21 protein-coding genes and 1 riboswitch are annotated in these 24,335 nt (G+C 72.3%); of the genes, 10 read left to right on the top strand and 11 right to left on the bottom strand.

What is annotated here, in order from left to right; all coding sequences use genetic code 11:
- Positions 1-42 precede the first annotated feature (42 nt).
- On the top strand, positions 43-1,386 hold the full coding sequence (locus tag ACH9D2_RS13495) for an aminotransferase class I/II-fold pyridoxal phosphate-dependent enzyme (RefSeq protein WP_396363321.1): 1,344 nt from the start codon (positions 43-45) through the stop codon (positions 1,384-1,386).
- On the top strand, positions 1,383-1,877 hold the full coding sequence (locus ACH9D2_RS13490; protein ID WP_396363320.1) for a CoA-binding protein: 495 nt from the start codon (positions 1,383-1,385) through the stop codon (positions 1,875-1,877). The genes ACH9D2_RS13495 and ACH9D2_RS13490 overlap by 4 nt, the downstream gene beginning before the upstream one ends.
- Positions 1,878-1,941: 64 nt before the next feature.
- Here ACH9D2_RS13490 and ACH9D2_RS13485 read toward each other — a convergent pair whose 3' ends face one another.
- From ACH9D2_RS13485 to ilvD, 3 genes are all read right to left on the bottom strand, one after another.
- On the bottom strand, positions 1,942-2,463 hold the full coding sequence (locus ACH9D2_RS13485) for an OsmC family protein (RefSeq protein WP_396363319.1): 522 nt from the start codon (positions 2,461-2,463) through the stop codon (positions 1,942-1,944).
- 60 nt (positions 2,464-2,523) lie between these two features.
- Entirely contained in the window at positions 2,524-4,002 is a 1,479-nt protein-coding gene (locus ACH9D2_RS13480; protein WP_396363318.1) for an alanine/glycine:cation symporter family protein, read from the bottom strand.
- A gap of 161 nt (positions 4,003-4,163) precedes the next feature.
- Positions 4,164-5,996 (bottom strand): dihydroxy-acid dehydratase, encoded by a 1,833-nt coding sequence (gene ilvD, locus ACH9D2_RS13475; RefSeq protein WP_396363317.1) that lies wholly within the window; start codon positions 5,994-5,996, stop codon positions 4,164-4,166.
- A gap of 217 nt (positions 5,997-6,213) precedes the next feature.
- On the opposite strand from ilvD, the gene ACH9D2_RS13470 reads away from it, so the two are divergent.
- Complete coding sequence (locus tag ACH9D2_RS13470; protein WP_396363316.1) at positions 6,214-7,740, top strand: FGGY family carbohydrate kinase; 1,527 nt, start codon at positions 6,214-6,216, stop codon at positions 7,738-7,740.
- A 315-nt stretch (positions 7,741-8,055) separates the two neighbouring features.
- Entirely contained in the window at positions 8,056-8,349 is a 294-nt protein-coding gene (locus ACH9D2_RS13465; RefSeq protein ID WP_396363315.1) for a hypothetical protein, read from the top strand.
- A gap of 79 nt (positions 8,350-8,428) precedes the next feature.
- Here ACH9D2_RS13465 and ACH9D2_RS13460 read toward each other — a convergent pair whose 3' ends face one another.
- The 3 genes from ACH9D2_RS13460 to ACH9D2_RS13450 form a co-directional block, all read right to left on the bottom strand.
- Complete coding sequence (locus ACH9D2_RS13460; RefSeq protein WP_396363314.1) at positions 8,429-9,661, bottom strand: fumarylacetoacetate hydrolase family protein; 1,233 nt, start codon at positions 9,659-9,661, stop codon at positions 8,429-8,431.
- A 94-nt stretch (positions 9,662-9,755) separates the two neighbouring features.
- Complete coding sequence (locus ACH9D2_RS13455; protein ID WP_396363313.1) at positions 9,756-10,628, bottom strand: hypothetical protein; 873 nt, start codon at positions 10,626-10,628, stop codon at positions 9,756-9,758.
- Positions 10,625-11,851 carry a homogentisate 1,2-dioxygenase gene (locus ACH9D2_RS13450; RefSeq protein ID WP_396363312.1) on the bottom strand — a complete coding sequence of 409 codons (1,227 nt, stop codon included), beginning with the start codon at positions 11,849-11,851 and terminating at the stop codon, positions 10,625-10,627. The genes ACH9D2_RS13455 and ACH9D2_RS13450 overlap by 4 nt, the downstream gene beginning before the upstream one ends.
- 97 nt (positions 11,852-11,948) lie before the next feature.
- On the opposite strand from ACH9D2_RS13450, the gene ACH9D2_RS13445 reads away from it, so the two are divergent.
- Entirely contained in the window at positions 11,949-12,512 is a 564-nt protein-coding gene (locus ACH9D2_RS13445; protein WP_396363311.1) for a MarR family winged helix-turn-helix transcriptional regulator, read from the top strand.
- Positions 12,513-12,654: 142 nt separating this feature from the next.
- Positions 12,655-14,505 carry an FAD-dependent monooxygenase gene (locus ACH9D2_RS13440; RefSeq protein ID WP_396363310.1) on the top strand — a complete coding sequence of 617 codons (1,851 nt, stop codon included), beginning with the start codon at positions 12,655-12,657 and terminating at the stop codon, positions 14,503-14,505.
- 373 nt (positions 14,506-14,878) lie between these two features.
- Here ACH9D2_RS13440 and ACH9D2_RS13435 read toward each other — a convergent pair whose 3' ends face one another.
- Genes ACH9D2_RS13435 through ACH9D2_RS13425 form a run of 3 tightly spaced genes read right to left on the bottom strand, consistent with a single transcriptional unit; the run spans position 14,879 to position 17,504 of the window.
- The gene (locus ACH9D2_RS13435) at positions 14,879-16,069 is read right to left on the bottom strand and encodes an acetyl-CoA C-acetyltransferase (RefSeq protein ID WP_396363309.1); all 1,191 of its coding nucleotides are present in this window, start codon (positions 16,067-16,069) and stop codon (positions 14,879-14,881) included.
- The gene (locus ACH9D2_RS13430) at positions 16,066-16,770 is read right to left on the bottom strand and encodes a CoA transferase subunit B (protein ID WP_396363308.1); all 705 of its coding nucleotides are present in this window, start codon (positions 16,768-16,770) and stop codon (positions 16,066-16,068) included. Before ACH9D2_RS13430 ends, ACH9D2_RS13435 begins: the two co-directional genes overlap by 4 nt.
- Positions 16,767-17,504 carry a CoA transferase subunit A gene (locus ACH9D2_RS13425; RefSeq protein ID WP_396363307.1) on the bottom strand — a complete coding sequence of 246 codons (738 nt, stop codon included), beginning with the start codon at positions 17,502-17,504 and terminating at the stop codon, positions 16,767-16,769. The genes ACH9D2_RS13430 and ACH9D2_RS13425 overlap by 4 nt, the downstream gene beginning before the upstream one ends.
- Before the next feature lie 142 nt (positions 17,505-17,646).
- Here ACH9D2_RS13425 and ACH9D2_RS13420 point away from each other — a divergent pair, with 142 nt between their 5' ends.
- Complete coding sequence (locus ACH9D2_RS13420) at positions 17,647-18,426, top strand: IclR family transcriptional regulator domain-containing protein (protein WP_396363306.1); 780 nt, start codon at positions 17,647-17,649, stop codon at positions 18,424-18,426.
- Between the two features lie 54 nt (positions 18,427-18,480).
- On the opposite strand, the gene ACH9D2_RS13415 is transcribed toward ACH9D2_RS13420, so the two are convergent.
- Complete coding sequence (locus tag ACH9D2_RS13415) at positions 18,481-19,236, bottom strand: 3-hydroxybutyrate dehydrogenase (RefSeq protein WP_396363305.1); 756 nt, start codon at positions 19,234-19,236, stop codon at positions 18,481-18,483.
- Between the two features lie 171 nt (positions 19,237-19,407).
- Positions 19,408-19,510, top strand: a riboswitch (SAM riboswitch).
- A gap of 13 nt (positions 19,511-19,523) precedes the next feature.
- Here ACH9D2_RS13415 and ACH9D2_RS13410 point away from each other — a divergent pair.
- Together ACH9D2_RS13410 and ACH9D2_RS13405 are read left to right on the top strand one after the other, a co-directional pair.
- Entirely contained in the window at positions 19,524-20,726 is a 1,203-nt protein-coding gene (locus ACH9D2_RS13410) for a cobalamin-independent methionine synthase II family protein (RefSeq protein ID WP_396363304.1), read from the top strand.
- Between the two features lie 49 nt (positions 20,727-20,775).
- A complete protein-coding gene (locus tag ACH9D2_RS13405; protein ID WP_396363332.1) occupies positions 20,776-21,987 on the top strand; it encodes a cobalamin-independent methionine synthase II family protein in 1,212 nt (403 codons plus the stop codon).
- A 72-nt stretch (positions 21,988-22,059) separates the two neighbouring features.
- On the opposite strand, the gene ACH9D2_RS13400 is transcribed toward ACH9D2_RS13405, so the two are convergent.
- Positions 22,060-22,821, bottom strand: coding sequence for an alpha/beta fold hydrolase (locus tag ACH9D2_RS13400; protein WP_396363303.1), 762 nt, complete (start codon positions 22,819-22,821; stop codon positions 22,060-22,062).
- A 178-nt stretch (positions 22,822-22,999) separates the two neighbouring features.
- Here ACH9D2_RS13400 and ACH9D2_RS13395 point away from each other — a divergent pair.
- Positions 23,000-24,335 (top strand): MFS transporter (locus ACH9D2_RS13395; RefSeq protein ID WP_396362175.1); only part of this gene is annotated, 1,336 nt, incomplete at its 3' end.

The following is a 24,335-nucleotide window of genomic DNA, read 5'->3' as shown; positions in this document are numbered from 1 at the left end:
CGGGACCGTCCAGCGGCACCACTCGCACGAGGAGTTCTCCCCATGGCCGACCACCAGTTCGGGTTCCGCACCCGCGCCCTGCACGCCGGGGGCACCCCCGACGCCGAGCACGGCGCCCGCGCGGTCCCGATCTACCAGACCACGTCGTTCGTCTTCAAGGACGCCGACGACGCCGCCAACCTGTTCGCCCTGCAGAAGTACGGCAACATCTACTCCCGCATCGGCAACCCGACCGTCGCGGCGTTCGAGGAGCGCATCGCCTCCCTCGAGGGCGGCATCGGCGCCGTGGCCACGGCCTCCGGGATGTCCGCCGAGTTCCTCGTGTTCGCCGCGCTCGCCCAGGCCGGGGACCACATCGTGGCCTCCGCCCAGCTCTACGGGGGGACGGTCACCCAGCTGGACGTCACCCTCCGCCGCTTCGGGATCGAGACCACCTTCGTGCCCGGCACCGACCCCGCCGACTACCGGGCCGCGGTGCGCCCGGGCACCAAGGCCGTCTACACGGAGGTCGTGGCCAACCCGTCCGGGGAGATCGCCGACCTCGAGGGCCTCGCCGCGGTCGCGCACGAGGTCGGCGTGCCCCTGGTCGTCGACTCGACCATGACCCCGCCGTACCTGATCCGCCCGTTCGAGCACGGGGCGGACATCGTCATCCACTCCGCCACCAAGTTCCTGGGCGGTCACGGCACCACGCTGGGCGGCGTCGTCGTCGAGTCCGGCCGTTTCGACTGGGCGAACGGCAACTTCCCGTCCATGACGGAGCCGGTGCCGACGTACAACGACGTCACCTGGTGGGGGAACTTCGGGGAGTACGGGTTCCTGACCAGGCTGCGCACGGAGCAGCTGCGGGACATCGGCCCCGCCCTGGCGCCCCAGTCCGCGTGGAACCTGCTCCAGGGCGTCGAGACGCTGCCGCAGCGCATGGACGCGCACCTGGCCAACGCGAAGGTCGTCGCGCGGTGGCTGGAGGAGGACCCGCGCGTCTCCTACGTCAACTACGCCGGGCTGCCGAGCCACCCCCACCACGACCGGGCGCGGAAGTACCTGCCCCTCGGCCCGGGCGCCGTGTTCGCGTTCGGCGTCTCCCCCACGGAGCAGCTCGGAGGGCGGGAGGTCGGCGCCCGGTTCATCGAGAACCTGCAGCTCGCCAGCCATCTCGCCAACATCGGCGACGCCCGGACCCTCGTCCTGCACCCGGCCTCGACGACCCACCAGCAGCTGACGGCCGAGCAGCTGCTCGGGGCCGGGGTCCGGGAGGACCTCATCCGCCTCTCGGTGGGCCTCGAGGACGCCGGGGACATCCTCTGGGACCTGGACCAGGCCCTCTCCGCGGCGACCGGGCTGACCCGGGAGTCCGCCCCGACCACCGAAGGAGTGCTCCGATGACCGCCGAGACCCGCACCTGGACGGGGCCGAGCGCGCCCGAACGGCTGAACATCCTGCACGGCACCGAGTCGATCGCCATCGTGGGCGCGTCCAACAAGCCGTCCCGCGCGTCCTACTTCGTCTCGACCTACCTGCTGTCCTCCTCGCCGTACCGGGTGCACTTCGTCAACCCCGTGCTGCGGGAGATCATGGGCCGGCCCGTCTACCCGACCCTCGCGGACCTGCCGGAGGTCCCCGACCTCGTCGACGCGTTCCGGCGCCACGACGACCTCCCCGACGTGGCCCGCGACGCCGTGGCCGTCGGGGCGAAGACCCTGTGGCTGCAGCTGGGCTCCTGGCACGAGGAGGCCGCCGGGATCGCCGAGGAGGGCGGGCTCGACGTGGTCATGGACCGCTGCGTGAAGATCGAGCACGCCCGCTTCCACGGCGGACTCCACCTGGCCGGCTTCAACACCGGGGTCGTCTCGGCAAAGCGGCAGGTCCTGGCCTGAAACGGGGAACGGCCCCGGGAGCCTGGGGCTCCCGGGGCCGTTCCCCGTCCCGAGGGGCAGGTCGCTACACGCGCTCGAGGACGAACTTCACGTCGGCCTTCAGGCTCTGGCTGACCACGCAGTACCGCTCCGTGGCCCGCGCGAGGCGCTCCAGGGCGGTGTCGTCGAGGTCCGCGTCCACCCGGGCGGTCACGACGACGTCCTGGACCCCGACGGGCACGGCCCGGTCGACGCCCAGGGTGCCGCGGGCGTCGAACATGCCGTCGGCGGTCAGCTCGGCCGAGCGCACCTCCACGCCCATGGCGGTGGCGACGCTGCGCAGGGTCACCCCGGCGCAGGCCAGGAGCGCGTCGAGGAGCATGTCCCCGGAGCAGGCATCGCTGCCGTCGCCGCCGGTGGCGGCGTGCGGACCGCCCCGCACGGGGCCCGCCCAGGTGTCGACCGTGCAGGTCAGTCCGAGGTCCCGGAAGTCGCCGTGGGAGTGCAGGGGCGTGCGGGCCGCCTCGGGGTCCTCCCGGTAGCGGTCCTTGAGGGGAGCCTGGAGCTTTCGGAGGTCCGTGGCGGTCATCTGGGTTCGAGATTCCATGCTGTCACTGTAGAGCGTCCGGTGCGGGCGGCACCACGCGGGACGCCCGCACCGGGTCGCTCAGCCGGCGCGCTCGGCCACCCGGTCGGCCCAGTAGGCGCGGGTGGTCACCACGTCGGTGCCGTCCCACGCGCCGAGCCCGGACAGGCCCGGGACGTCGCCGCTGTGGAAGACCGGCTCGACGCCCTGCTTGCGCTGGGCCTCGTAGTTCTTGAGCACCCGGACGGCCACGCCGGAGAGCAGGACCAGGGCCACCAGGTTGATGGTGGCCATGACCGCCATGAACAGGTCGGCCAGGGACCAGACGAGGTCCAGGGCCAGCACCGCGCCGCCGAAGACGAACACCAGCACGAGCACACGGTAGGCGGTCATCGCCGCGGGCGAGCCCGTGAGGAAGCGGATGTTGGACTCGCCGTAGTAGTAGTTGCCGATCACGGACGTGAACGCGAACAGGAAGATGGCCACGGTCAGGAAGTGCACCGCCCAGTTGCCCAGCTGCAGGGCCAGCGCGGACTGGGTCAGGGACGCCCCCTCCCGGCCGCCGAGCTCGGGGTCGGAGAGGAGCACGATGAACGCGGTGATCGAGCAGATCAGCCAGGTGTCGAAGTACACGCCGAGCGCCTGCAGGAAACCCTGCTTGGCGGGGTGGGACACGGACGCGGTGGCACCGGCGTTGGGGGCCGAGCCCATGCCGGCCTCGTTGGAGAACAGGCCGCGCTTCATGCCCTGGATGATGACGCCGATCAGCCCGCCGGTGACGAACTCCCGGATGCCGAAGGCCCCCTCGAGGATCCGGCCGAGCACCGCGGGGACCTCGCCGACGTTCAGGACGACGACGAGCAGGCCGAGCAGGACGTAGAGCACCGCCATGATCGGGACGACGATCTCGGAGACCGCGGAGATCCTGCGGATGCCGCCGAAGATGATCGCCGCGGTCAGCCCGACGAGCACGGCGCCGATCAGGATCCGGAACCACAGCGCCTCCGCGGCCGCGATGTCCACGCCGAGCGAGCCGCCCAGCGCGTCCACGATCGAGTTGGACTGCACGGAGTTGAACACGAACCCGTAGGTCAGGGTGATGACGACCGCGAAGAGCAGCCCCATCCAGCGCGCGCCGATGCCGCGCTCCATGTAGTAGGCGGGCCCGCCCACGTACCCGGTGGGAGCCTTGATCTTGTACAGCTGGCCCAGCAGGGACTCCGTGAACGCGCTCGCGGCGCCGATCCCGGCGATCACCCACATCCAGAACACGGCGCCCGGCCCGCCCAGGCTGATGGCGATCGCGACGCCGGCGATGTTGCCGGTGCCCACGCGGGACGCGGCGGAGACGGTGAAGGCCCGGAACGCGGAGATGCCCTTCTTGCCGTCCTCGGCCATGCCGGGCTTGTCGTTGAGCACCCGGAACATCTCCGGGACCAGCCGCAGCTGCACCGCGCCGGTGCGGACGGTCAGGTAGAGGCCCACCCCGATGAGGACGGCGAAGACCACGTTCCACACCCAGCCGCCGAGGGTGCCGACGAGATCGGTGACGAGTTCCATTGCAGCTCCGAACTGTGACGGACGCGGGTCCCCGGCCTGGGGTCTGTGCGGGGCCCGCGTGAACGACCGGGCGCAGCGGTCGCGCGCCCCGACGGAACTCTAGTGGAAGGGACCGGCGCCCCGTCCCCCACCGGCTGCGCCCGGTTCGCGGGCGGCTGGCGTCAGATCACGCGCACGGCGCCCTTGTCCGCGGAGGTGACCATCGAGGCGTAGGCCCGCAGCGCCTTGGAGACCTGGCGCTCGCGCGGCTTCGTGGGGTACCAGGGGGCCGCGCCCTTGGCCTGCCGGCGGGCGGCGAGCGTGGCGTCGTCCACGTCGACGCGCAGCACGCGCCGGGCGACGTCGATCTCGATCTCGTCGCCGGTCTCGATGAGGCCCACGGCGCCGCCGGCGGCGGCCTCCGGGGAGATGTGCCCGATCGAGAGGCCGGAGGTGCCGCCCGAGAAGCGTCCGTCGGTGATGAGCGCGCACTCCCGGCCGAGGCCGAGGCCCTTGAGGTAGGAGGTCGGGTAGAGCATCTCCTGCATGCCCGGGCCTCCCCTGGGGCCCTCGTGGGTGATGACCACGATGTCGCCGGGCTGAACGTTCTTGGAGAGGATCTCGAACACGGCCTCGTCCTGGGACTCGACCACGAACGCCTTGCCGACGAAGTGGAACAGCTCCTCGTCGATGCCGGCGGTCTTGATGACCGCCCCGTCCTCGGCGATGTTGCCGTAGAGGATCGCCAGGCCGCCGTCCTGCGTGTAGGCGTGCTCGACGGAGCGGATGCAGCCGTCCTCGCCGTCGAGGTCGAGGGACTCGAACGTGTTGGCCGTGGAGAACGCCTGGGTGGTGCGCACGCCGCCGGGCGCGGCGAGGAACAGCTCCTGCGCCCGCTCGGAGGCCGTGCCGCTGCGGACGTCCCACTCGTCCAGCCAGCTGGCCAGGTCCGGGGCGTGCACCGTGTGCACGTCCTCGTTGAGCAGGCCCGCGCGGCGCAGCTCGCCGAGGATCGCGGGAATGCCGCCGGCACGGTGCACGTGCTCGATGTGGAACCGCGTGGAGTTCGGCGCGACCTTGCACAGGCAGGGCACCTGGCGGGACAGGGCGTCGATGTCCGGGAGCGTGAAGTCCACCTCGCCCTCCTGGGCGGCGGCGAGGATGTGCAGGATCGTGTTGGTGGACCCGCCCATGGCGATGTCGAGGGCCATGGCGTTCTCGAACGCCGCCTTGGTGGCGATGTTGCGCGGCAGCACGGACTCGTCGTCCTGCTCGTAGTAGCGGCAGCACAGGTCCACGACCCGGCGGCCGGCCTCGAGGAAGAGCTCCTTGCGGGCCACCTGGGTGGCCAGCGTGGTGCCGTTGCCGGGCAGGGACAGGCCGAGGGCCTCGGTGAGGCAGTTCATGGAGTTCGCGGTGAACATGCCCGAGCAGGATCCGCAGGTGGGGCAGGCGTTGCGCTCGATCTGGCCCAGTTGCTCGTCGGTGATGGACTCGTCGACGGCCATGGACATCGCGTCCACGAGGTCCAGGCGGTGCTCCACGACGCCCTCGACGGCCTCGCCGGACTCCATGGGCCCGCCGGAGACGAAGACCACCGGGATGTTGAGCCGCAGCGCGGCCAGCAGCATGCCCGGCGTGATCTTGTCGCAGTTGGAGATGCAGACCAGGGCGTCGGCCCGGTGGGCGTTGACCATGTACTCCACGGAGTCCGCGATGATGTCGCGGGAGGGCAGCGAGTACAGCATGCCGTCGTGGCCCATCGCGATCCCGTCGTCGACCGCGATGGTGTTGAACTCCTTCGCCACGCCGCCGGCCGCCTTGACCGCGGAGGCCACGAGGTCGCCCATGTCCTTGAGGTGCACGTGGCCCGGGACGAACTGCGTGTAGGAGTTCGCGATCGCGACGATCGGCTTCCCGAAGTCGTCGTCGCCCATGCCGGTGGCGCGCCACAGGGCGCGGGCGCCGGCCATGTTGCGGCCATGGGTCGAGGTGCGGGAGCGGAGGTGGGGCATGGCGGAGCTGCGTCTCCTCGGTCGGGGATGTCCGGTGGCGGGGCGGGCGGCCCCTGGTGGCGGAGCACCCGGGCGGACCGCCGGCGGTCCGCCGTCCAGAATACGCTTCTCCGCCGCAAGGTCTTGTTCTCCGGACGGGCGTCTCAGCATGTGACCATCGCACACCGGGCCGCTCCTACACTGGGGCCACGACCCGACCCGCAGGAGGATGCGTCCCATGAGCAAGCCCCCCACGCCCCCGCGGCCCGACGACGGCGCCGACTTCAGCGTGCACCTGCAGGACGCCGTCGACCCGCTGGTGATGGCCCTCGACGTCGGCTCGACGGGCAGCCGGGGCGGTCTGCACGACGCCACGGGGACCCCGGTGCTCGGCTACCGGCACAAGATCGAGCACGAGTTCCGCACGGCGGCCGACGGCACCTCCGTGATCGATCCCGACCAGGTCACCGAGGAGCTGGCCGGGATCCTCGACCTGGTCCTGGCCGATCCCGCGCTGGCCGGCCGGGTGGCGGGCGTCGCCCTGGACACCTTCGCGTCCTCGCTCGTGGGCGTCGGCGCCGACGACGAGGCCGTCACCCCCTGCTTCACCTACGCGGACGCCCGGTGCGCCGAGCAGCTGGCCGGCCTGCGCGCCGAGCTCGACGAGCCCGCCACCCTGCAGCGCACCGGCGCCCGGCTGCACACCTCCTACCTGGCGCCGCGGCTGCGCTGGATCCGGGAGACCGACCCGCGGACGTGGGAGCGGGCGCGGCGGTGGATGTCCCTGGGCGAGTACGTGCACCTGCGCCTGCTCGGCACCGCGCGCGCCGGGACGGCCACGGCCGCCTGGACCGGCATGCTGGACCGGCGCACGGGCCGGTGGGACGAACCGCTGCTGCTGGCCTGCGGCCTGGACGCCGAGCAGCTCAGCCCCGTCCTCGACCCGCACGAGCCGATCCCGGACGTCGCCGCCTCCGTGGCCGAGCGGTGGCCCACCCTCGAGGGGGCGCACTGGTTCGCGCCCGTGGCCGACGGGCTGAGCGCCAACCTGGGCTCCGGCGGCGCCGACGCCTCGACGCTGGTGGTCTCGGCCGCCACCTCCGGGGCCGCGCGCGTGCTGCTGCACGAGATCCCCGAGCGGGTGCCGAGCGGTCTGTGGTGCTACCGCATCGACGCGCAACGGTGCCTGCTGGGCGGGGCCCTCAACGACGTCGGACGGGCCATCAGCTGGCTCGGGGACACGGTCGCCCTGCCGGAGGACACCACGCTGCAGGACGTCGCCGAGGCCGATGTCGCCGAGGGCACCCCGGTGGTGCTGCCCTTCTTCACCGGCGAGCGCTCGACCGGCTGGGCCGGCGGCGCCAGGGCGGTGCTGGCCGACGTGACCGCCGCGTCCACCGGCGCGGACCTCGCGCGGGGCGTGCTGGAGGGCGTGGCGGCCTCCTACGCGCGCGTGGCCGACCAGCTCGAGGACGTCGCCGGCGGCGTGGAGCGCGTGGTGGCCTCGGGCAGCGCGTCGCAGGACGTCCCCGGGCTGATGCAGATCCTGGCCGACACCCTGGGCAAGCCCGTGGCGCGGGCCGAGTTCAAGCGTGCGACGCTGCGCGGCACGGCCCTGCTCGCCCTCGAGTCGCTGGCCCCGGACGTCGAGCGGACCCGCCCGCCCTACGGGCCGGAGCACGAGCCGGCGCCCGGTCGCGCGGAGCACTACCGCACCGTCCGCGCCCGCTTCGAGGAGCTCTACGGGGCGGTCGTCGGCTCCTGACCCGCCGAACTCACCACGTGCGCCCGAGACCCGGCGATCTTTTCCGGCGCCTCGGGCGGGAGCGGTGAGCTCACCGGCGGAACGGCGCTGAGGCCGGCGCTGAGGCCGGCGGTCCGCCGTGCCGGTTCGGCCTCGGCGTCGACCGGGAGCGCGCCGGACGCTTCCTCACGCAGGGACACAATGCTGTACCTCCGCTAATAGCGTGGCTCCGGCGCGGCCGCTTTCCTACCGTGGAGGCTGTGGGCGCGGAGGCACGCTCCGTCCGGTGCTCGGGCACCCGGCCCCACGCCCCCGCACCGCACGGAAGGAACCACGATGGACGACTCCCTGGGCCGGGAACAGGCCGTCAGACTGCACCAGGCGCTCGAGCGGGCGTCGATCAGGCACCGCAGGCTCTGGGTCCGCTACCTCAGCCTCGGCGGGACCGCCGACGAGATCGAGGTCGGCGCGTACCTGCACCAGTGCCTGGAGCTGCCGGCCCGTGAGCGGGACCTGCTGGCCTGGGCGGCCAACACCCTGCTCGACCGCCGGTACCACCCGCGCGTCCCCTCGAGCGCCGACCTCCTGCGCCGGGGGACCGACCGCGGCGTCCCGGAGCGCACCGCCTGAGCGGCCGGCTCCCCGGCCGTGGTCGGTCCAGCCCCCGCCGGCGAGCAGCGTGGTCGCCGGCGGGGACCGGACCCGGCGTTCAGGTGGCGGGCAGGATCGTGGCGGTGCACTCGCCGAAGTCGATGACGGAGCCGCCGGGGCCGGGCGCGGTGCCGGTGAGGGTCACGGTCTGGCCGTCCTGCAGGAACGTCATCTCGGTGCCGTCGGGCAGGGCGAAGGGTTCCTTCCCGCCCCAGGAGAGCTCCAGGAAGGACCCGCGCTGGTCGCGCTCGGGCCCGGAGACCGTGCCGGAGCCGAAGAAGTCGCCCGGTCGCAGGGACGCGCCGTTGACGCTCATGTGGGCGACCATCTGCGGGGCGGTCCAGTACATGGTGCGCACCGGGGGGTGGGCGACGCTCTGCCCGTCGACCAGGACGCCCATGGTGATGTCCAGGCCCCACGGGTCCTTGCCCTCGTCGTCCAGGTAGGGGGCGAGCTGGTGCTCGCGCGCCGGGGGCTCGACGCGGGCGGCGGACAGGGCCGCGAAGGGCACGACCCACAGCGAGATGGAAGACGCGAAGGACTTGCCGAGGCAGGGGCCCAGCGGGACGTACTCGAAGGCCTGGATGTCCCGGGCGGACCAGTCGTTGAACAGCACCACCCCGAAGAGGTGCTCGGTGGCCGCCTGCTCCAGGGAGACCTCTCCCCCGGGGGCGGCCCCGCCCAGGACGAAGCCGATCTCCGCCTCGATGTCCAGGCGCCGGGAGGGTCCGAAGCTGGGCGTGCCGTCCTGCTCCGGGCGCAGGCCCTTGGGGCGGGGGAAGTCCTTCCCGGAGGGGATCACGGTGCCGGCGCGGCCGTGGTAGCCCACGGGCAGGTGCTTCCAGTTGGGCAGCAGCGGGGCCTGGTCGGGGCGGAACATCTTCCCCACGTTGGACGCGTGGTGCTCGGAGGCGTAGTAGTCGACGTAGTCGGCCACGGTGAAGGGCATGTGCAGCTCGATCTCCTCCACCGGGTGGGAGGAGGACTCCACCGCGTCGGCCGGCCCGTCGGTGGTCACGACCTCGACGAGCCAGGAGCGCAGCGCGGTCCAGGTCTCGTGCCCGGCCGCGAGGAGCACGTCGAGGTTCGGCGCCAGCACGGCCGGGTGGGCGCCCGCGGGCAGCACGGGCCCGGTGGTGTCGAGCGCGGTGGCCAGCGCGTTCACGTCGATCGCCCGGTCCCCCAGCCGCACCCCGAGGCGGGGGCCGCCGCCGGTGGGCGAGAAGGAGGCGTAGGGCAGGTTCTCGGGGCCGAAGCCCTCGGTGGCGAAGCGGTCGGCGGCAGTGCTCACGGGTGGATCTCCTTCGAAGCGGGGGACAGCGGAAGACGGCGCCGCCCTCCCGTCCCGGGGCGCCAGGGGTGTCCGGGAGCGGGAGGGCGCGGTGTCAGGTGAGACCGTGCGGGAAGAGGCCGAGGTGCTCGAGGCTCGCGGCGGGCTCGCCGACGCTGCACGTCCCGAAGGACGTGAACGACTCCCGCCAGGACCCGTCGGAGCTCCGGGCGAGCTCGACGAGCGGCTCCGGTTCCGTCTCGGTGAGCAGGCGGGCCACCCGCTCGGCGGGCTCGTGCGCCCGCGCCGCCTCGGTGGCCAGGGCGATGTTGAGGAAGCCGTGGTGGGGAAACCCCGTGTCCGGGCTCGTGTACCGCACGGCCTCGTGCAGCCCGGCGGTGAGCTTGAACGGGATCCGCGCCGACACGGCCTCGACGAGCACCGCGGCGAGCTGCTCGGGGCTCGGGAACAGGTGCGCCTCGATCCCGCCGGTGCGGTACTTCAGGCGCAGGCCGGTGCCCTCCAGTAGCTCGAGGGCACCGCCGCGGACCTGGTCCGCGGTCAGCTCCACGAAGACCGGGACGTCCTGCACCTGGGCGGCTTCGGCGATCTGCGCCCTCCAGGTGTCCGCGTCCGACGGGTCGGTCTTGAGCTCGACCGCCACCATCCGCAGCTCGGGACCGATCCGCTCGGCCGCCTCCAGGGCCGCCTGCAGCCGCCCTGCGGGGACGACGGCGGAGACCTCCACGGGCCGCCCCTGCCTGTCGAGGCCGGCCGCGATGCGCTTGGCCTCGGGCAGGTCCTTCAGCGCCAGCACGACCGGGCCCACGGCCGCGACGAGCGGGTTCGCCCACCGCGCCACGTGGTCCGTGACCGCCTTCTCCAGCGGGGCGAGTCCCGGCGGGAACGTCGCGGCGTCGTCGAAGAACCCGGCGAACTGGGCCGGGACGGTCCGCTCGGCGGTGTCCGTGGTCGGGGCGGCGCTCACGAGTTCGACCACAGCCCACCGGTCCACTCCCGGCCGGGGGTCCAGGAGGTGACGTACTTGCCGTCGTCGCCGGCCAGCCCGGCCTCGCCCAGGGCGAGCGGCTGGAAGGTGTCGACCATGACCGCGGTCTCGTCGAAGTACTCCACGCCCAGGGACTTCTCGATCGCCCCGGGCTGGGGACCGTGCGGGTGCCCGCCCGGGTGCAACGAGATCGAGCCCTTGCCGATGCCCGAGCCCTTGCGCGCCTCGTAGTCCCCGTCCACGTAGAACATGACCTCGTCCGAGTCCACGTTCGAGTGGTAGTAGGGCACGGGCACGGCCAGCTCGTGGTAGTCGACCTTCCGGGGCACGAAGTTGCAGATCACGAAGTTGTGCCCCTCGAAGACCTGGTGCACGGGCGGCGGCTGGTGCACCTTGCCGGTGATCGGCATGTAGTCCTTGATGTTGAAGGTGTACGGGTACAGGCACCCGTCCCAGCCCACCACGTCGAAGGGGTGCTGCGGCAGGACGTGGACCGTCCCGTCCAGGCCCGACGGCCCGCGGCCACGGTGCTTGATGTAGACCTCGACGTCCGCCTCGTCCCGCAGCAGCACGTCCGTGGGCCCGCGCAGGTCGCGCTCGCAGTAAGGGGCGTGCTCGAGGAGCTGCCCGTACTTGGACAGGTAGCGGTGCGGCGGGGTGATGTGGGAGTTGGCCTCGGTGAAGTAGAGGCGGGCCGTCTCGCCCTCCCGCAGCACCCAGCGGTGGATCGTGGCCCGGGGGATCAGGACGTAGTCGCCCTCGGCGGCCTCCAGGGCGCCGAACTGGGTCTCCACGAGCGCCGAGCCCCGCTCCACGTAGACGCACTCGTCGCCCACGGCGTTCTTGTACAGCGGGGAGGTCTTCCCCACCCAGGCGTAAGAGAGCCGCACGTCGGAGTTGCCCAGCACCAGCCGGCGTCCGGTCACCGCGTCGGTCTCGGCGGCCTGCTCCTCGGTGAACAGCTCGTGCAGCTTGAGGTGCCGCGGCAGCAGCGGGTCGTTGGGGGTCAGGGTCTGGTCGGGCAGGTCCCAGCCGCGGGTCCCGACGATCGCCGAGGGGATGTGCCGGTGGTAGAGCAGCGACGAGTCGGAGGAGAAGCCCTCCTCGCCCATCAGCTCCTCGAAGAGGATGTTGCCCTCGTCGTCCTTGAACAGGGTGTGACGCTGCTTGGGCACGGGGCCCAGCTGCCGGTAGTAGGCCATGACCATCTCCTTGCGTGTGGCGGTGTGTGATCCAGCTCTCCCCCAGATAGTAAAGCGTTGTACTATATGGGGCAACCCCTCCCATAGAATCGACGTCATGCCTCTCACCGACCGCTCAGAGCCCTCCGAGTCGTCCTCGGCCGCCGCGCTGCCGGACTACTGGTCCTTCGTCCAGGCCGCCCAGCGCCGGATCTCCGAGGAGTTCCCCGACGCGGACCTCGAGGCCAACCGGGTGTTCCTCTCGCTCAACCGGTCCTCGAGCACCGCCGTCTACGACTTCGAGTCGTCGATCCACCGCCCCGCCGGCGGGACCTGGTCGAGCTTCCGGCTGCTCCTGGCCCTCTGGGTCGCCGGCCCCCTCAACCCCCACGAGGCCGCCCGCCTGACCGGGATGAGCCGCGCGGCGGTCTCCAACCTGACGGCCACGCTGGTCGGCAAGGGCCTGCTCCGGCGGGAGGCGTCCCCGGCCGACGGCCGGTCCGTGACCCTGCACCTCACCGACGCCGGACAGGCGAAGATCCGCACGGCGGTCCGGGCCCAGAACGACCGGGAGAGCCAGTGGGCCGAGGCCCTGACCGAGGAGGAACAGCGCACGCTCGTGAGCCTGCTGGAGAAGCTCATGGAGCAGCGCGAGCGGATCGGCGCGCGAGCCCGCAAGTAGTCCGGCGGACCGGCCGCCCCGCCACCGCCGGGCACGGCGGCCCGGCAGAACAGTGGAGGCCCTCAAATAGTTCAACCATTGATCATTCGGCGGCGACCCGCCTAGCATCGACGGAGCAACGACGCGTCGATCCGGAGGCCCCATGTCCGCTCTGAACTCCTTCTCGGTCCCCCACACCCCGCCCGCCCCAGGCTTCTGGGACGAGGTGCAGGCCGTGACCGTGGTCGGCGGCGGCCCGGTGGGCCTGGCCACCGCGCTGGGGCTGTCCCGGCGGGGGATCCCCACCGTGCTGGTCGAGGCCTGGGACACCGTCTCGGTCGGCTCGCGCGCCATCTGCACCTCCCGCCACTCCCTCGAGATCCTCGACCGGCTCGGCGTGGGCGGCCGTGTGCAGGAGCGCTCCCTGGTGTGGGACCGCGGCAAGAGCTTCTACCGGGACCAGCAGGTCCTCGAGTTCGTCATGCCCAACGACGAGAAGTTCGTGCGCCCGCCCATGGTCAACATCTCGCAGGCGGACATCGAGCAGTACCTGTACGAGGCCCTGTTCGCCGAGCCGGACGCCACGGTGCTCACCTCCTGCGAGGTCACGGACGTGCACGAGCGCCCGGCCGACGCCCCGGCGAACGGCAGCGACCGGGTGGTGGACCTGGTGCTGGCCACGCCGGACGGGGAGCGGACGCTCACCACCTCGTGGGTGGCCGCCGCGGACGGCGCCCGCAGCGCCGTGCGCCGGTCCCTGGGCCTGCGCCTGGACGGGACCAGCTACGAGGGCCGCTACGTCATCGCCGACATCAAGTGGGTCAACGACTGGCCCACCGAGCGCTTCGTGTGGTTCGACCCCGAGTCCAACCGCGGATCCACGATCATCATGCACGAGCAGCCCGACGACATCTGGCGGATCGACTACCAGCTGCGCGACGAGGACGACGCCGAGCACGAGCAGCGCCCCGAGGTGATCCGGGACCGGATCACCCAGCACCTGGACTGGCTCGGCGAGACGGACGCACAGTGGGAGATGGTCTGGTCGAGCCTCTACAGCGCCCGCGCCCTGGCCCTCGACGAGTTCCGCCACGGCAACGTCCTGTTCGTCGGCGACGCCGCCCACCTCGTGCCGATCTTCGGGGTGCGCGGGATGAACTCCGGGCTCGAGGACGCGGCCACCGCCGCCTGGCAGCTGGCCGCCGTGGCCTCCGGCGCCGCGGACGCCGCGCTGCTGGACGCCTACGCCGCGGAGCGCCGGTACGCGTGGGAGCAGAACATCTCCAACGCCACCCTGAGCACGCTGTTCATGACGCCCGGCACCTTCGGCTACAAGGCGTCGCGGGAGGCGGTCCTGCCGCTGATCGGACTCCGGCCCGCGCTGCGCCACCTGGTGGACCCCCGGCAGTCCTCGGCCACCCACGCCCGCGGCTCCCGCATCAACTGGGCCACGCCCGGCACCGGAGCCGGGCTCCACCCCGGCGACCCCGTCGCGGACACGCACCTGCCCGAGCTGGGCAGCACCCTCTACGAGGCCACCGGTCCGGGCTTCACCGTGCTCGGCACGCCCGGCACCGCCGAGCTCGCCCGGCGCACCGCCGACGCCTTCGCGGGGCAGTTCCCGGCCGAGGGGGCCACCGCGCTCGCGCTGTCCGCCGCGGACCGGCAGCTGCTCGGCATCGAGGGCGAGCACGTCGTCGTCGTGCGTCCGGAGGGGCTGGTGGCCGCCGTGCTGGGGCCGGAAGAGACCACGGACCCGGCCGGGATCGCCGCGGGCGTCGCCGCCGGGCACACCGGCAGCGAACCCGTCGGCGAGCGCCGGACGCGCACCCCCGACCCCGAGGCCGAGACCGTCGAGACGGTCTGGCGCGGCATCAGCGAGGGCCTGGACGCCGCCGACGGTGACGAGGCCCGGCTCGCGTTCCTGTCGAAGGCCGTGCTGCTGCTGGCCATCAACCACCCCGATCCCGCCGCCATCCGGGAGGCGCTCGACCTGGCCGCCCAGCAGCGCTGACCACGTCCCGGCCGGGTGACCCGGCAGGGCCCGGACGGCCACGGCGAACCGTGGTTCCCCGGGCCCCGACGGGTCAGCCGGTGCCTCCGGGGTCGCGCGCGTCGGGCTCCTTCCGGATCCTGGCGACCAGGTCGTCCGGCCGGTGCACGGCGGTGGCCCGGTCCGTCCGCAGGATCCGCCGCCCGGCGTCGGCGCGGTGCTTCTCGCGCCGCCGAGGGGTGCCCGGACACCGGAGCGGTGGCGGCCCGCAGCGCCAGGGCGACGTGCACCTGCCGCAGTCGTCCCTCCGCCCCGAGGTCCCTCCCCCCGGACGGTGTCGCGTACACCCCCTGCCGCGTCCGCAGGAGCTCGCCCCGGCGGACGGGACGGGGGGTCAGTCGCGGTAGAGCAGCAGCGCCTCGCCCTGGCCGCCGCCGCCGCACAGCGACACCGCGGCCCGGCCGGACCCGCGGCGGGAGAGCTCGAGGGCCGCGTGCAGCGCCAGGCGCGCCCCGGAGGCACCGATCGGGTGGCCGACGGCCACGGCGCCGCCGTGGATGTTGGCCTTCTCCACCGGGTAGTCGAGGTCCCGCAGCGACTGGATCAGCACGGACGCGAACGCCTCGTTGATCTCGATGAAGTCCAGGTCCTGCACGGTCCAGCCGGCCTTGGCGACGGCGGCCTCGATCGCCCGGGACGGCTGGGAGTGCAGCGAGGTGTCGGGTCCGGCCACCTGGCCGGGGGCCCCGACCACGGCCAGGTACTCGAGGCCATGGCGCTCGGCGTACTCCCGGCTGGTCAGGACCACGGCGGCCGCGCCGTCGGACAGCGGCGAGGAGTTCCCGGCCGTGATGGTGCCGTCCTCGGCGAACGCCGGGCGCAGCCTCGCCATCGACTCCGCCGTGGACTCCGGCCGGATGCCCTGGTCGGCGTCGACGACCAGCGGCTCGCCCTTGCGCTGCGGAACGGTCACGGGAGCGATCTCGTCGCGGAAGACGCCGTCCTCCGTGGCGCGGGCCGCGCGCTGGTGGCTCTGGGCGGCGATCCGGTCCTGCTCCTCGCGGGGGATCGAGCGCTCGCCGTTGCCGGACTCCGTGAGGGAGCCCATGGACACGCACGCGGCGACGTCGACGAGCCCGTCCTTGGCCACGGCGTCCTCGAGCTTGAGGTCGCCGTAGCCCTTGCCCTGCCGCACGCCCGTGGCGAGGTGCGGGGCGTTGGTCATGGACTCCTGGCCGCCGGCCACGACGATCTCGGCCTCGCCGGCACGGATCATGCGGGCGCCGTTGGTGATGGCCACGAGCCCGGAGAGACAGACCTTGTTGACGGTCTCGGCGGGCACGTCGAGCGGGATGCCCGCGGCGACGGCCGCCTGGCGGGCCGGGTTCTGCCCGGCGCCGGCCTGCAGGACGTGGCCCATGACCACGTAGTCGACCTGCTCGGGGGCGATCCCGGCGCGCTCGAGCGCGGCCCGGATGGCGTGGGCGCCCAGCTGGGCCGCGGTGAAGGACGCGAGCTGGCCCAGGATCTTGCCCTGGGGCGTGCGGGCGCCGGACAGGACGACGACGTCGGTGGCGGTGCTCATCGGTTCTCCTCAGCGCCGCCGGGTGCGGCGGCGGTCTCGGTGGGGACGGTGTCGGGGGTGACGTCCTGCAGGTCGGTGCGGAAGGACGCCTCGGTCTTCTCGCGGATCTCGTCCTCGGTGACGCCGGGGGCGAGGCTGCGCAGCACGAGTCCGCCGTCCTCGACGTCGAACACGCACAGGTCCGTGACGATGCGGTCGACCACACGCACGCCGGTGAGGGGGAGGTCGCACTCGGTCTTGATCTTGGCGGAGCCGTCCTTGGTCACGTGCTCGGTCAGCACGACGACGCGCGGCGTGCCGGCCACCAGGTCCATGGCCCCGCCCATCCCCTTGACCATCTTGCCGGGGATCATCCAGTTGGCGAGGTCTCCGGTGCCGGAGACCTGCATGGCGCCGAGGATCGCGATCTTGACGTGGCCGCCGCGGATCATCCCGAAGGACGTGGCGGAGTCGAAGATCGAGGCCCCGGGCAGCAGCGTGATGGTCTGCTTGCCGGCGTTGATGAGGTCCGGGTCCTCGTCGCCCTCGTAGGGGAACGGGCCCATGCCGAGCACGCCGTTCTCGGACTGCAGCACCACGTTCACGCCCTCGGGCAGGTTGTTGGCCACGAGGGTGGGGATGCCGATGCCGAGGTTGACGTAGTCGCCGTCGGAGAGCTCGACGGCGGCGATCGCCGACATCTCGTCGCGGGTCCAGCTCATGCCTGGTCTCCGTTCTGCTGGGTGGCCCGCCCGGCGGGGCGGGGGCGGACGGTGCGCTGCTCGATGTCCTTGGGCGCGCCGCTGTACTGCGCGACGTGCTGGACGTAGACGCCCGGGGTCGCGACGTGGTCCGGGTGGATCCCGCCGACCGCCACGAGGTGCTCGACCTCGGCGAAGGTGACCTTCCCGGCGGTCGCGACGATCGGGTTGAAGTTGCGCGCGGTGTAGCGGTAGACGAGGTTGCCGTCGGAGTCGCCGGTGTGGGCGTGGACCAGGGCGATGTCGGCGACGATGCCGCGCTCCTGCACGTAGGTCTCGCCGTCGAACTCGGCGTGCGGCTTGCCCTCGGCCACGAGGGTGCCGACCCCGGTCTTCGTGTAGAAGGCGGGGATGCCCGCACCGCCGGCCCGGAGCCGCTCGGCGAGGGTGCCCTGCGGATTGAACTCGACCTCGAGCTCCCCGTCCAGGTACTGCTGGGCGAACAGCTTGTTCTCGCCCACGTAGGAGGCGAGGACCTTCTTCACCTGCCGGTTCTCGAGCAGGACCCCGAGGCCCTTGCCGTCCACACCCATGTTGTTGGAGACCACCGTGAGGTCCGTGACCCCGGAGTCCCGCACCGCGTCGATGAGATCCCGGGGGATCCCGCTCAGCCCGAACCCGCCCACGGCGAGCGTCATGCCGTCCCGCAGGCTCTCCGCCAGCAGCTCGGCGGCGTTGTCTCTGACCTTGGACACCCTGGCCCCTTCCTCTGGTGCGACTGTGACTCAGCACTCAATCTAGGGAGCCTCCACATGTCGGTCAACAGAACTGCCGGAATGACGGCAGTTCTCCTCAGCATCCGGCCATTCGTGCGCTCAGTGTCCATATAGTGGAGTCATGGGACAGGAGCGGACGAGCGGTTCGGGGACCCAGGTGGTCCACCGGGTGGGGCAGCTGCTGCGGGCCGTCGCGGGCCGCGAGCAGGGCAGCACGGTGGCGGAGCTCGCGGCCGGGACCGGGATGACCCGTCCCACCGTGCACCGGCTGCTCACGGGTCTGGCCGAGGAGGGTCTCGTGGAGCGCGCCGCCGGGACGGGGGCCTGGCAGCTGGGGCCGGAGCTGTACGTGCTGGGCGCGGTCGCGGCCCACCGCTATCCGATCCGGGAACTGGCCGGTCCCTCGCTGCGCCGGCTCGCGGAGGCCACCGGCGAGAGCGCGTTCCTCTCGGTCCGCCGCGGGATGGAGACCGTCTGCCTGGCGCGCGTGGAGGGCGCCTTCCCCATCCGCTCCCACGTCCTGTACGAGGGACTGCGGCTGCCGCTGGGCGTGGCCTCGGCGGGGCTGGCGATCCTGGCCCACCTCCCGGACCCGGAGGTGGACCGGGTCCTCGCGGCCACGGCCGGGGCCCGCGCCGGCTGGGGTCCGCTGCACACGCCCGAGCGGATCCGGGACCTGCTCGCGGACGTGCGGCGGGAGGGCTTCGCGGTGAACCCGGGGCTGATCGTCGAGGGCAGCTGGGGCATGGCCGCGGCGGTCTTCGACGCGACGGGGGCGCCGGTCTACGCGCTGAGCCTCACGGGCATCGAGCCCCGGTTCACCGGCGAGCGCCGGCAGCCCCTGGGGCGGGCCCTGCTCACGGAGGCCCACCGGCTCTCCCAGGAGCTGGGCCACCGCTGAGCCGGCGGGGCCGGCACCGGACCGGCACCGGGGGCCCCGCCGGGCGGGCGGGGCTCAGCGCGCGGTCCAGCCGCCGTCCATCGTGTAGGACGCCCCGGTGACCATGGACGCGTGCGGTCCGGCCAGCCACGCCACGAGGCTGCCGACGTCCTCCGGCTCCACGAGCTTCTTGACGGGCGTCTCGCCGAGCATGATCCGCTCCACCACCTCGGACTCGGGGATCCCGTGCACCGCAGCCTGGTCGGTGACCTGCTTCTCCACCAGCGGGGTGCGCACGTAGCCGGGGTTGACGCAGTTGCTCGTCACGCCGTGCGCGGCGCCCTCCAGGGCGATGGTCTTGGAGAGCCCCTCGAGTCCGTGCTTGGCGGAGACGTAGGCGCTCTTGTAGGGGGACGCCCGCAGCCCGTGCACGGAGGAGACGTTGATGACGCGCCCCCAGCCCTTCTCGTACATGTGGGGCAACGCCGCGCGCACCAGCAGAAACGGGCTCTCGAGCATGAGCACGAGGATGCGGTGGAAGTCCGCCGGGTCGAACTCGTGGAGGGGGGAGACCTTCTGGATGCCGGCGTTGTTGACCAGCACGTCCACCTCGAGGCTCAGCTCGGCGAGCGCCCCGGTGTCGAGCAGGTCCACCGCCCAGGCCCTCCCGCCCAGCTCGTCGGCGACGCGCTGCGCCCCGGCCTCGTCGACGTCGGCCACCACCACGTGGGCGCCGGAGCCGGCGAGCGCCCGGGCAGCCGCCAGGCCGATGCCGCTCGCCCCGCCCGTCACGAGCGCGGTGCGCCCCTCGAGGCCGTTGTCCTGGAACATGGAGATCCTTCCTTCCGTCCGCGGCGCCCACCGGGTCCGGGGCACCGGTCACCGTCACGGTATGTGATCCGGACCACGACGGCGAGCAGGACCGCGCGCGTCACAATCCGTCACGCCCGTCACGCGGGCGCCGAATGGCGCCGCGCCCGCCGGTGCGCTTGGATGGGACGGTCACCATCCAGAGCGGCCGAGAGATCTGGCTCGACGACGCCGCAGCAACCCGGGCGACGGTTCCCCGTCCCGCCTCCGGTGCTACCGCCAGGACCGATGGAAAGGACTTGCGACCCATGCTGCACAGTGCCGAGCGCATCCTCACGACCCACGCCGGATCCCTCCCCCGGACCCCGGCGCTGCTCGGGGCGAACCGGGCGAAGGGCAGCATCCCCGAGGCCGAGTACGACCAGCTCCTCCAGGACTCGGTGGTCGACGTGGTCCGCCGGCAGCGCGAGCTCGGCATCGACGTGGTCAACGACGGCGAGTACGGCCACGTCATGGCTGCGGAGGTCGACTACGGCGCGTGGTGGCACTACATCTTCGCCCGGATCTCGGGCCCCACTCCCGGTGAGGTGGGGCTGTGGGAGCAGGAGCCGCGGCGCGCCTCCCCCGGCAACGTCGTCCTGACGAGCTTCGGGGACCGCCGGGACCGCCAGGCCTTCGACGAGGCCTACACGGACCCCGCATCGGGCATCACCACGGGCAAGCAGGCGCCGTTCCCGGTGATCACCGGGAAGCTGGAGTACACGGGCCACGCGGCGCTGGAGGCCGACATCCGCAACCTCCAGGCCGCCCTGCAGGCCACGGGCGCGAGCGAGGGCTATCTCGCCGCGCTGTCCCCGGGTTCGTGCGCCCGCCTGGAGAACACCCACTACGCGGACGAGGACGAGGTCCTCACCGCGTGCGCGGAGGTCATGCGCGAGGAGTACCGGGCGATCACGGACGCCGGACTGATCGTGCAGATCGACGACCCCTCCATCGCGGAGAACTGGGACCAGGTCAACCCCGAGCCCAGCGTGGAGGACTACCTCGCGTTCACCCGCAAGCGGGTCGAGGCCCTCAACTACGCCCTCGAGGGCATCCCGGAGGAGCAGGTCCGTTTCCACCTGTGCTGGGGCTCCTGGCACGGCCCGCACACCACGGACCTCGGCTTCGAGCACCTGGTGGAGCTCATGCTCTCCATCAGGGCCGGCGGCTACAGCTTCGAGGCCGCCAACGCCCGGCACGAGCACGAGTGGAAGCTCTGGCAGGACCACGAGCTGCCCGAGGGCAAGGTCATCATCCCGGGGATCGTCTCCCACGCCACCAACGTGGTGGAGCACCCCGAGCTCGTGGCCGACCGGATCGAGCGCTTCGCCCGCCAGGTGGGCCGCGAGAACGTCATCGCCTCGACCGACTGCGGGCTGGGCGGGCGGATCCACCCGCAGATCGCCGTGGCCAAGCTCGAGACCCTCGCCCGCGGCGCCGAGCTCGCCTCCCGCCGGCTCTGGTCCTGACCGGCCCCGCCCGACTCCCCCGCCGTTCCCCAGGAGGACACCCGTGACCATGCAGAACACCGACCACGTGCAGACCACCCACGTGGGCTCCTTGCCGCGCACCCCGCGGCTTCTGGAGGCGAACCAGCAGTACGCCGACGGCGCCATCACGTTCGAGCAGCTCACCGGCGAGCTGGCCACGGGCGTCGAGGACGTGGTGCGCCGACAGCGCGAGATCGGCGTGGACGTCGTCAACGACGGCGAGTACGGGCACACCATGTCCAGCGCCGTGGACTACGGCGCCTGGTGGAACTACTCCTTCGGCCGCCTCGGCGGGCTCACGCCGTCCGACGAGGACCGGTGGGCGTCCACGGAGCAGAAGCGCTCCTCGCCCGGCAACATCGTGCTCACGAGCTTCCCGGACCGCCGGGACCGCGAGCGCTTCCGGGAGGCCTACGAGGACCCGGCGTCGGGCATCCTCACCGGGCGCTCCTCGACCAAGCAGCCCAAGATCACCGGGCCGCTCACCTACACCGGCCAGGAGGCCGTGGCCTCGGACGTGCGCAACCTCCGGGCCGCCCTGCAGGCCACGGGCGCCGGGACCGGGTTCGTCGCCGCCCTGTCCCCCGGCTCCGCGGCGCGCGTGACCAACGAGTACTACAGGACCGACGAGGAGCTCGTGTACGCGTGCGCCGACGTGATGCGCGAGGAGTACCTGGCGATCACCGACGCCGGGCTGACCGTGCAGATCGACGACCCCTCCATCGCGGAGTCCTGGGACCAGATCAACCCCGAGCCCACGGTCGAGGACTATCTGGCGTTCACACGGCTGCGCGTCGAGGCCCTCAACCACGCGCTGCGCGGGATCCCCGAGGAGCAGGTCCGCTTCCACCTGTGCTGGGGCTCCTGGCACGGCCCGCACACCACGGACCTCGAGCTGAAGCACCTCGTGGACCTGATGCTGACCATCGACGCCGGCGGCTACACCTTCGAGGGCGCCTCGGCCCGCCACGCCCACGAGTGGAAGGTCTGGCGCGATCACCGGCTGCCCGAGGGCCGCGTCATCATCCCCGGGGTGGTCTCGCACTCCACCAACGTCGTGGAGCACCCCGAGCTCGTCGCGGACCGGATCGAGCAGTTCGCTTCCGTGGTGGGCCGCGAGAACGTCGTGGCCTCGACCGACTGCGGACTCGGCGGGCGCCTGCACCCGCAGATCGCGTGGGCCAAGCTCGAGTCCCTCGTCGAGGGCGCGCGCCTGGCCACGGAGCGGCTCTACCGCTGAGCCGCCGCCCCTGGCGCCCCCGCCACGCCGCCGGGCCCGGTCCTCTCCGTGGGGGCCGGGCCCGGCCGCGTGTCAGCGGGCGAGGAACTCCTCGACGTCGGCCACGAGCGCGAGCGGCGTCTCGAACATCGGGTAGTGCCCGGCGTTGCCGATCCGGCGGATCTCGGCGTGCGGGAAGAGCTCGCCGTAGCTGTCCCGCAGGGACTGCTCCGTGACGGCCGGGTCGTGCTCCCCGTACAGGGCGAGGAGGGGGTTGGTGCGGCCGCGGACCTGCTCGGAGAGGTCGGTGTCCGCCCACGCCCGGAGGTACGCGGCGAACGCCTCCGGGATGGACCGCAGCAGCGATTTCTCCACCATGCGGTCCAGCCACGCGGAGGGCAGCCGGTGGCCGGAGGTCAGGTCGATGATGGCCCGCCGCGCCTCGGGGTTCTCCGCGGCGGACTCGAACAGCCGCCGCGCGTCGTCGTCGAGGTCGGTGCCCGTCCCCGGAGTGGGGGCGACCCCCACGAGCCTGCCGATCCGCCCCTCGGGAGCCTCCGCGAGGACCTTCTGCATGACCGAGCCGCCCATCGAGTGGCCCACGAGGTGGACGGGGCCGGCGGGCAGGCGGTCGATCACCGCGAGGACGTCCTTGGCGATCTCGTCCAGCGTGAAGCTGCCCGTCTCGCCCATCCGGATGCCGTAGCCGCGGTAGTCGAAGAACACCCAGCGGAACTCCTCGGTGTCCAGGTACGTGCGCCAGGGCCCCCAGCCGTCGGCCGAGCCGTACCAGCCGGGCAGGCAGACGACGGTGCGGGCGCCGCGGCCCAGGGTGATGGGGGCGTAGACGGCCATCGGTTTCCTCCAGGGGGTGGTCTGTGTCACATTGGTGATACAATGTTTGATTATTCCGCACGGATGGTGACAGGCGTCACTTCCGCCCGTAGTATCTCACTGAACTACCGAACGTTCGGTCATGTTGCGTTCGGTTCCGCCGAGGACGTCGCCGTCCCCGCCCACACAGGAGACTCCCATGGTCCACACTTCATCCGCCCCGGCCGGGCGGCACGAGATGTCCCGCGAGGAGCGCAAGGTCCTCGCCGGCACCCTCGTGGGCACCACCATCGAGTGGTACGACTTCTTCATCTACGCCCAGGCCGCGGCCTTCGTCCTGGCCCCGCTGTACTTCGCGCCGCTCGGGCAGGAGAACGCCGGCCTCGCCCAGGTCGTCGCGTGGGCCTCCCTGGGCATCAGCTTCCTGTTCCGCCCGCTCGGCGCGGTGGTCGCCGGCCACCTCGGCGACAAGTACGGCCGCAAGATCGTCCTGGTGCTGACCCTCGTGGGCATGGGCGCGGCGACGATGCTGATCGGCCTGCTGCCCACCTACGCCACGATCGGCATCTGGGCCCCGATCTTCCTGGTGGTCCTGCGCATCATGCAGGGCTTCTCGGCGGGCGGTGAATGGGGCGGCGCGGCGCTGATGTCCGTCGAGCACGCCCCGCGGAACAAGCGCGGGCTCTTCGGCGCCTACCCGCAGATCGGCGTGCCGCTGGGCATGCTGCTGGCCACGTCCTTCATGTTCGCCCTCACCTCGATGATGTCCCCCGAGGACTTCCAGGCGTGGGGCTGGCGCATCCCGTTCCTGTCCTCCGTGGTGCTGATCGTGGTCGGCTACCTGATCCGCAAGACGGTCGACGAGTCCCCGGTCTTCAAGGAGATGCAGCTGCGCAAGAAGGAGTCCTCCGCGCCCCTGGGCCAGCTGGTCAAGCACCACAAGAAGCCGGTCACCCTCGCGGCCCTGATCTTCGCCGCCAACAACGCCGCCGGCTACCTCGTGATCGCGTTCTTCGCCTCCTACGGCTCCAACGTGCTGGGCATGCCCCGGTCGCAGACCCTCATCGCCTCCCTGATCGGCGGCCTCGGGTGGCTCGTCTTCACGATGTTCGGCGGCTGGATCTCGGACAAGATCGGGCGCGTGCGCACCTTCCAGATCGGCTACGCCATCATCATCCTGTGGGCCGTGCCGATGTGGTTCCTGCTCGACACCGCGTCCCTGCCGCTGTTCGCCCTGGCCATCGTGATCCTCACCGTGGGCCTCGGCCCGTCCTACGGCCCGCAGTCGGCGCTCTACGCCGAGATGTTCCCGGCCCGCGTGCGCTACTCGGGCGTCTCGATCGGCTACGCGTTCGGCTCCATCATCGGCGGCGCGTTCGCCCCGATGATCGCGCAGCTGCTGCTCAACGAGACCGGGATGTCCTGGACGATCGGCGTCTACATCGCCGGCATCGCGATCGTCTCCTTCATCGCCGTGTCCATGGTCCCCAAGGACATCCAGGAGATCGACCTGCACGTCCAGGAGGTGCACGAGG

It is taken from the genome of Kocuria rhizosphaericola (genome assembly GCF_044462205.1).
GTDB lineage: Bacteria > Actinomycetota > Actinomycetes > Actinomycetales > Micrococcaceae > Kocuria > Kocuria rhizosphaericola.
This window is presented reverse-complemented; position numbering and strand designations above follow the sequence as displayed.

Bases quoted from the DNA above. Each gene is read 5' to 3' on its own strand.
- ACH9D2_RS13495 (WP_396363321.1), top strand. From the start codon at position 43: ATGGCCGACCACCAGTTCGGGTTCCGCACCCGCGCCCTGCACGCCGGG.
- ACH9D2_RS13490 (WP_396363320.1), top strand. From the start codon at position 1,383: ATGACCGCCGAGACCCGCACCTGGACGGGGCCGAGCGCGCCCGAACGG.
- ACH9D2_RS13485 (WP_396363319.1), bottom strand. From the start codon at position 2,463: ATGGAATCTCGAACCCAGATGACCGCCACGGACCTCCGAAAGCTCCAG.
- ACH9D2_RS13480 (WP_396363318.1), bottom strand. From the start codon at position 4,002: ATGGAACTCGTCACCGATCTCGTCGGCACCCTCGGCGGCTGGGTGTGG.
- ilvD (WP_396363317.1), bottom strand. From the start codon at position 5,996: ATGCCCCACCTCCGCTCCCGCACCTCGACCCATGGCCGCAACATGGCC.
- ACH9D2_RS13470 (WP_396363316.1), top strand. From the start codon at position 6,214: ATGAGCAAGCCCCCCACGCCCCCGCGGCCCGACGACGGCGCCGACTTC.
- ACH9D2_RS13465 (WP_396363315.1), top strand. From the start codon at position 8,056: ATGGACGACTCCCTGGGCCGGGAACAGGCCGTCAGACTGCACCAGGCG.
- ACH9D2_RS13450 (WP_396363312.1), bottom strand. From the start codon at position 11,851: ATGGCCTACTACCGGCAGCTGGGCCCCGTGCCCAAGCAGCGTCACACC.
- ACH9D2_RS13445 (WP_396363311.1), top strand. From the start codon at position 11,949: ATGCCTCTCACCGACCGCTCAGAGCCCTCCGAGTCGTCCTCGGCCGCC.
- ACH9D2_RS13440 (WP_396363310.1), top strand. From the start codon at position 12,655: ATGTCCGCTCTGAACTCCTTCTCGGTCCCCCACACCCCGCCCGCCCCA.
- ACH9D2_RS13435 (WP_396363309.1), bottom strand. From the start codon at position 16,069: ATGAGCACCGCCACCGACGTCGTCGTCCTGTCCGGCGCCCGCACGCCC.
- ACH9D2_RS13430 (WP_396363308.1), bottom strand. From the start codon at position 16,770: ATGAGCTGGACCCGCGACGAGATGTCGGCGATCGCCGCCGTCGAGCTC.
- ACH9D2_RS13420 (WP_396363306.1), top strand. From the start codon at position 17,647: ATGGGACAGGAGCGGACGAGCGGTTCGGGGACCCAGGTGGTCCACCGG.
- ACH9D2_RS13415 (WP_396363305.1), bottom strand. From the start codon at position 19,236: ATGTTCCAGGACAACGGCCTCGAGGGGCGCACCGCGCTCGTGACGGGC.
- ACH9D2_RS13410 (WP_396363304.1), top strand. From the start codon at position 19,524: ATGCTGCACAGTGCCGAGCGCATCCTCACGACCCACGCCGGATCCCTC.
- ACH9D2_RS13405 (WP_396363332.1), top strand. From the start codon at position 20,776: ATGCAGAACACCGACCACGTGCAGACCACCCACGTGGGCTCCTTGCCG.
- ACH9D2_RS13400 (WP_396363303.1), bottom strand. From the start codon at position 22,821: ATGGCCGTCTACGCCCCCATCACCCTGGGCCGCGGCGCCCGCACCGTC.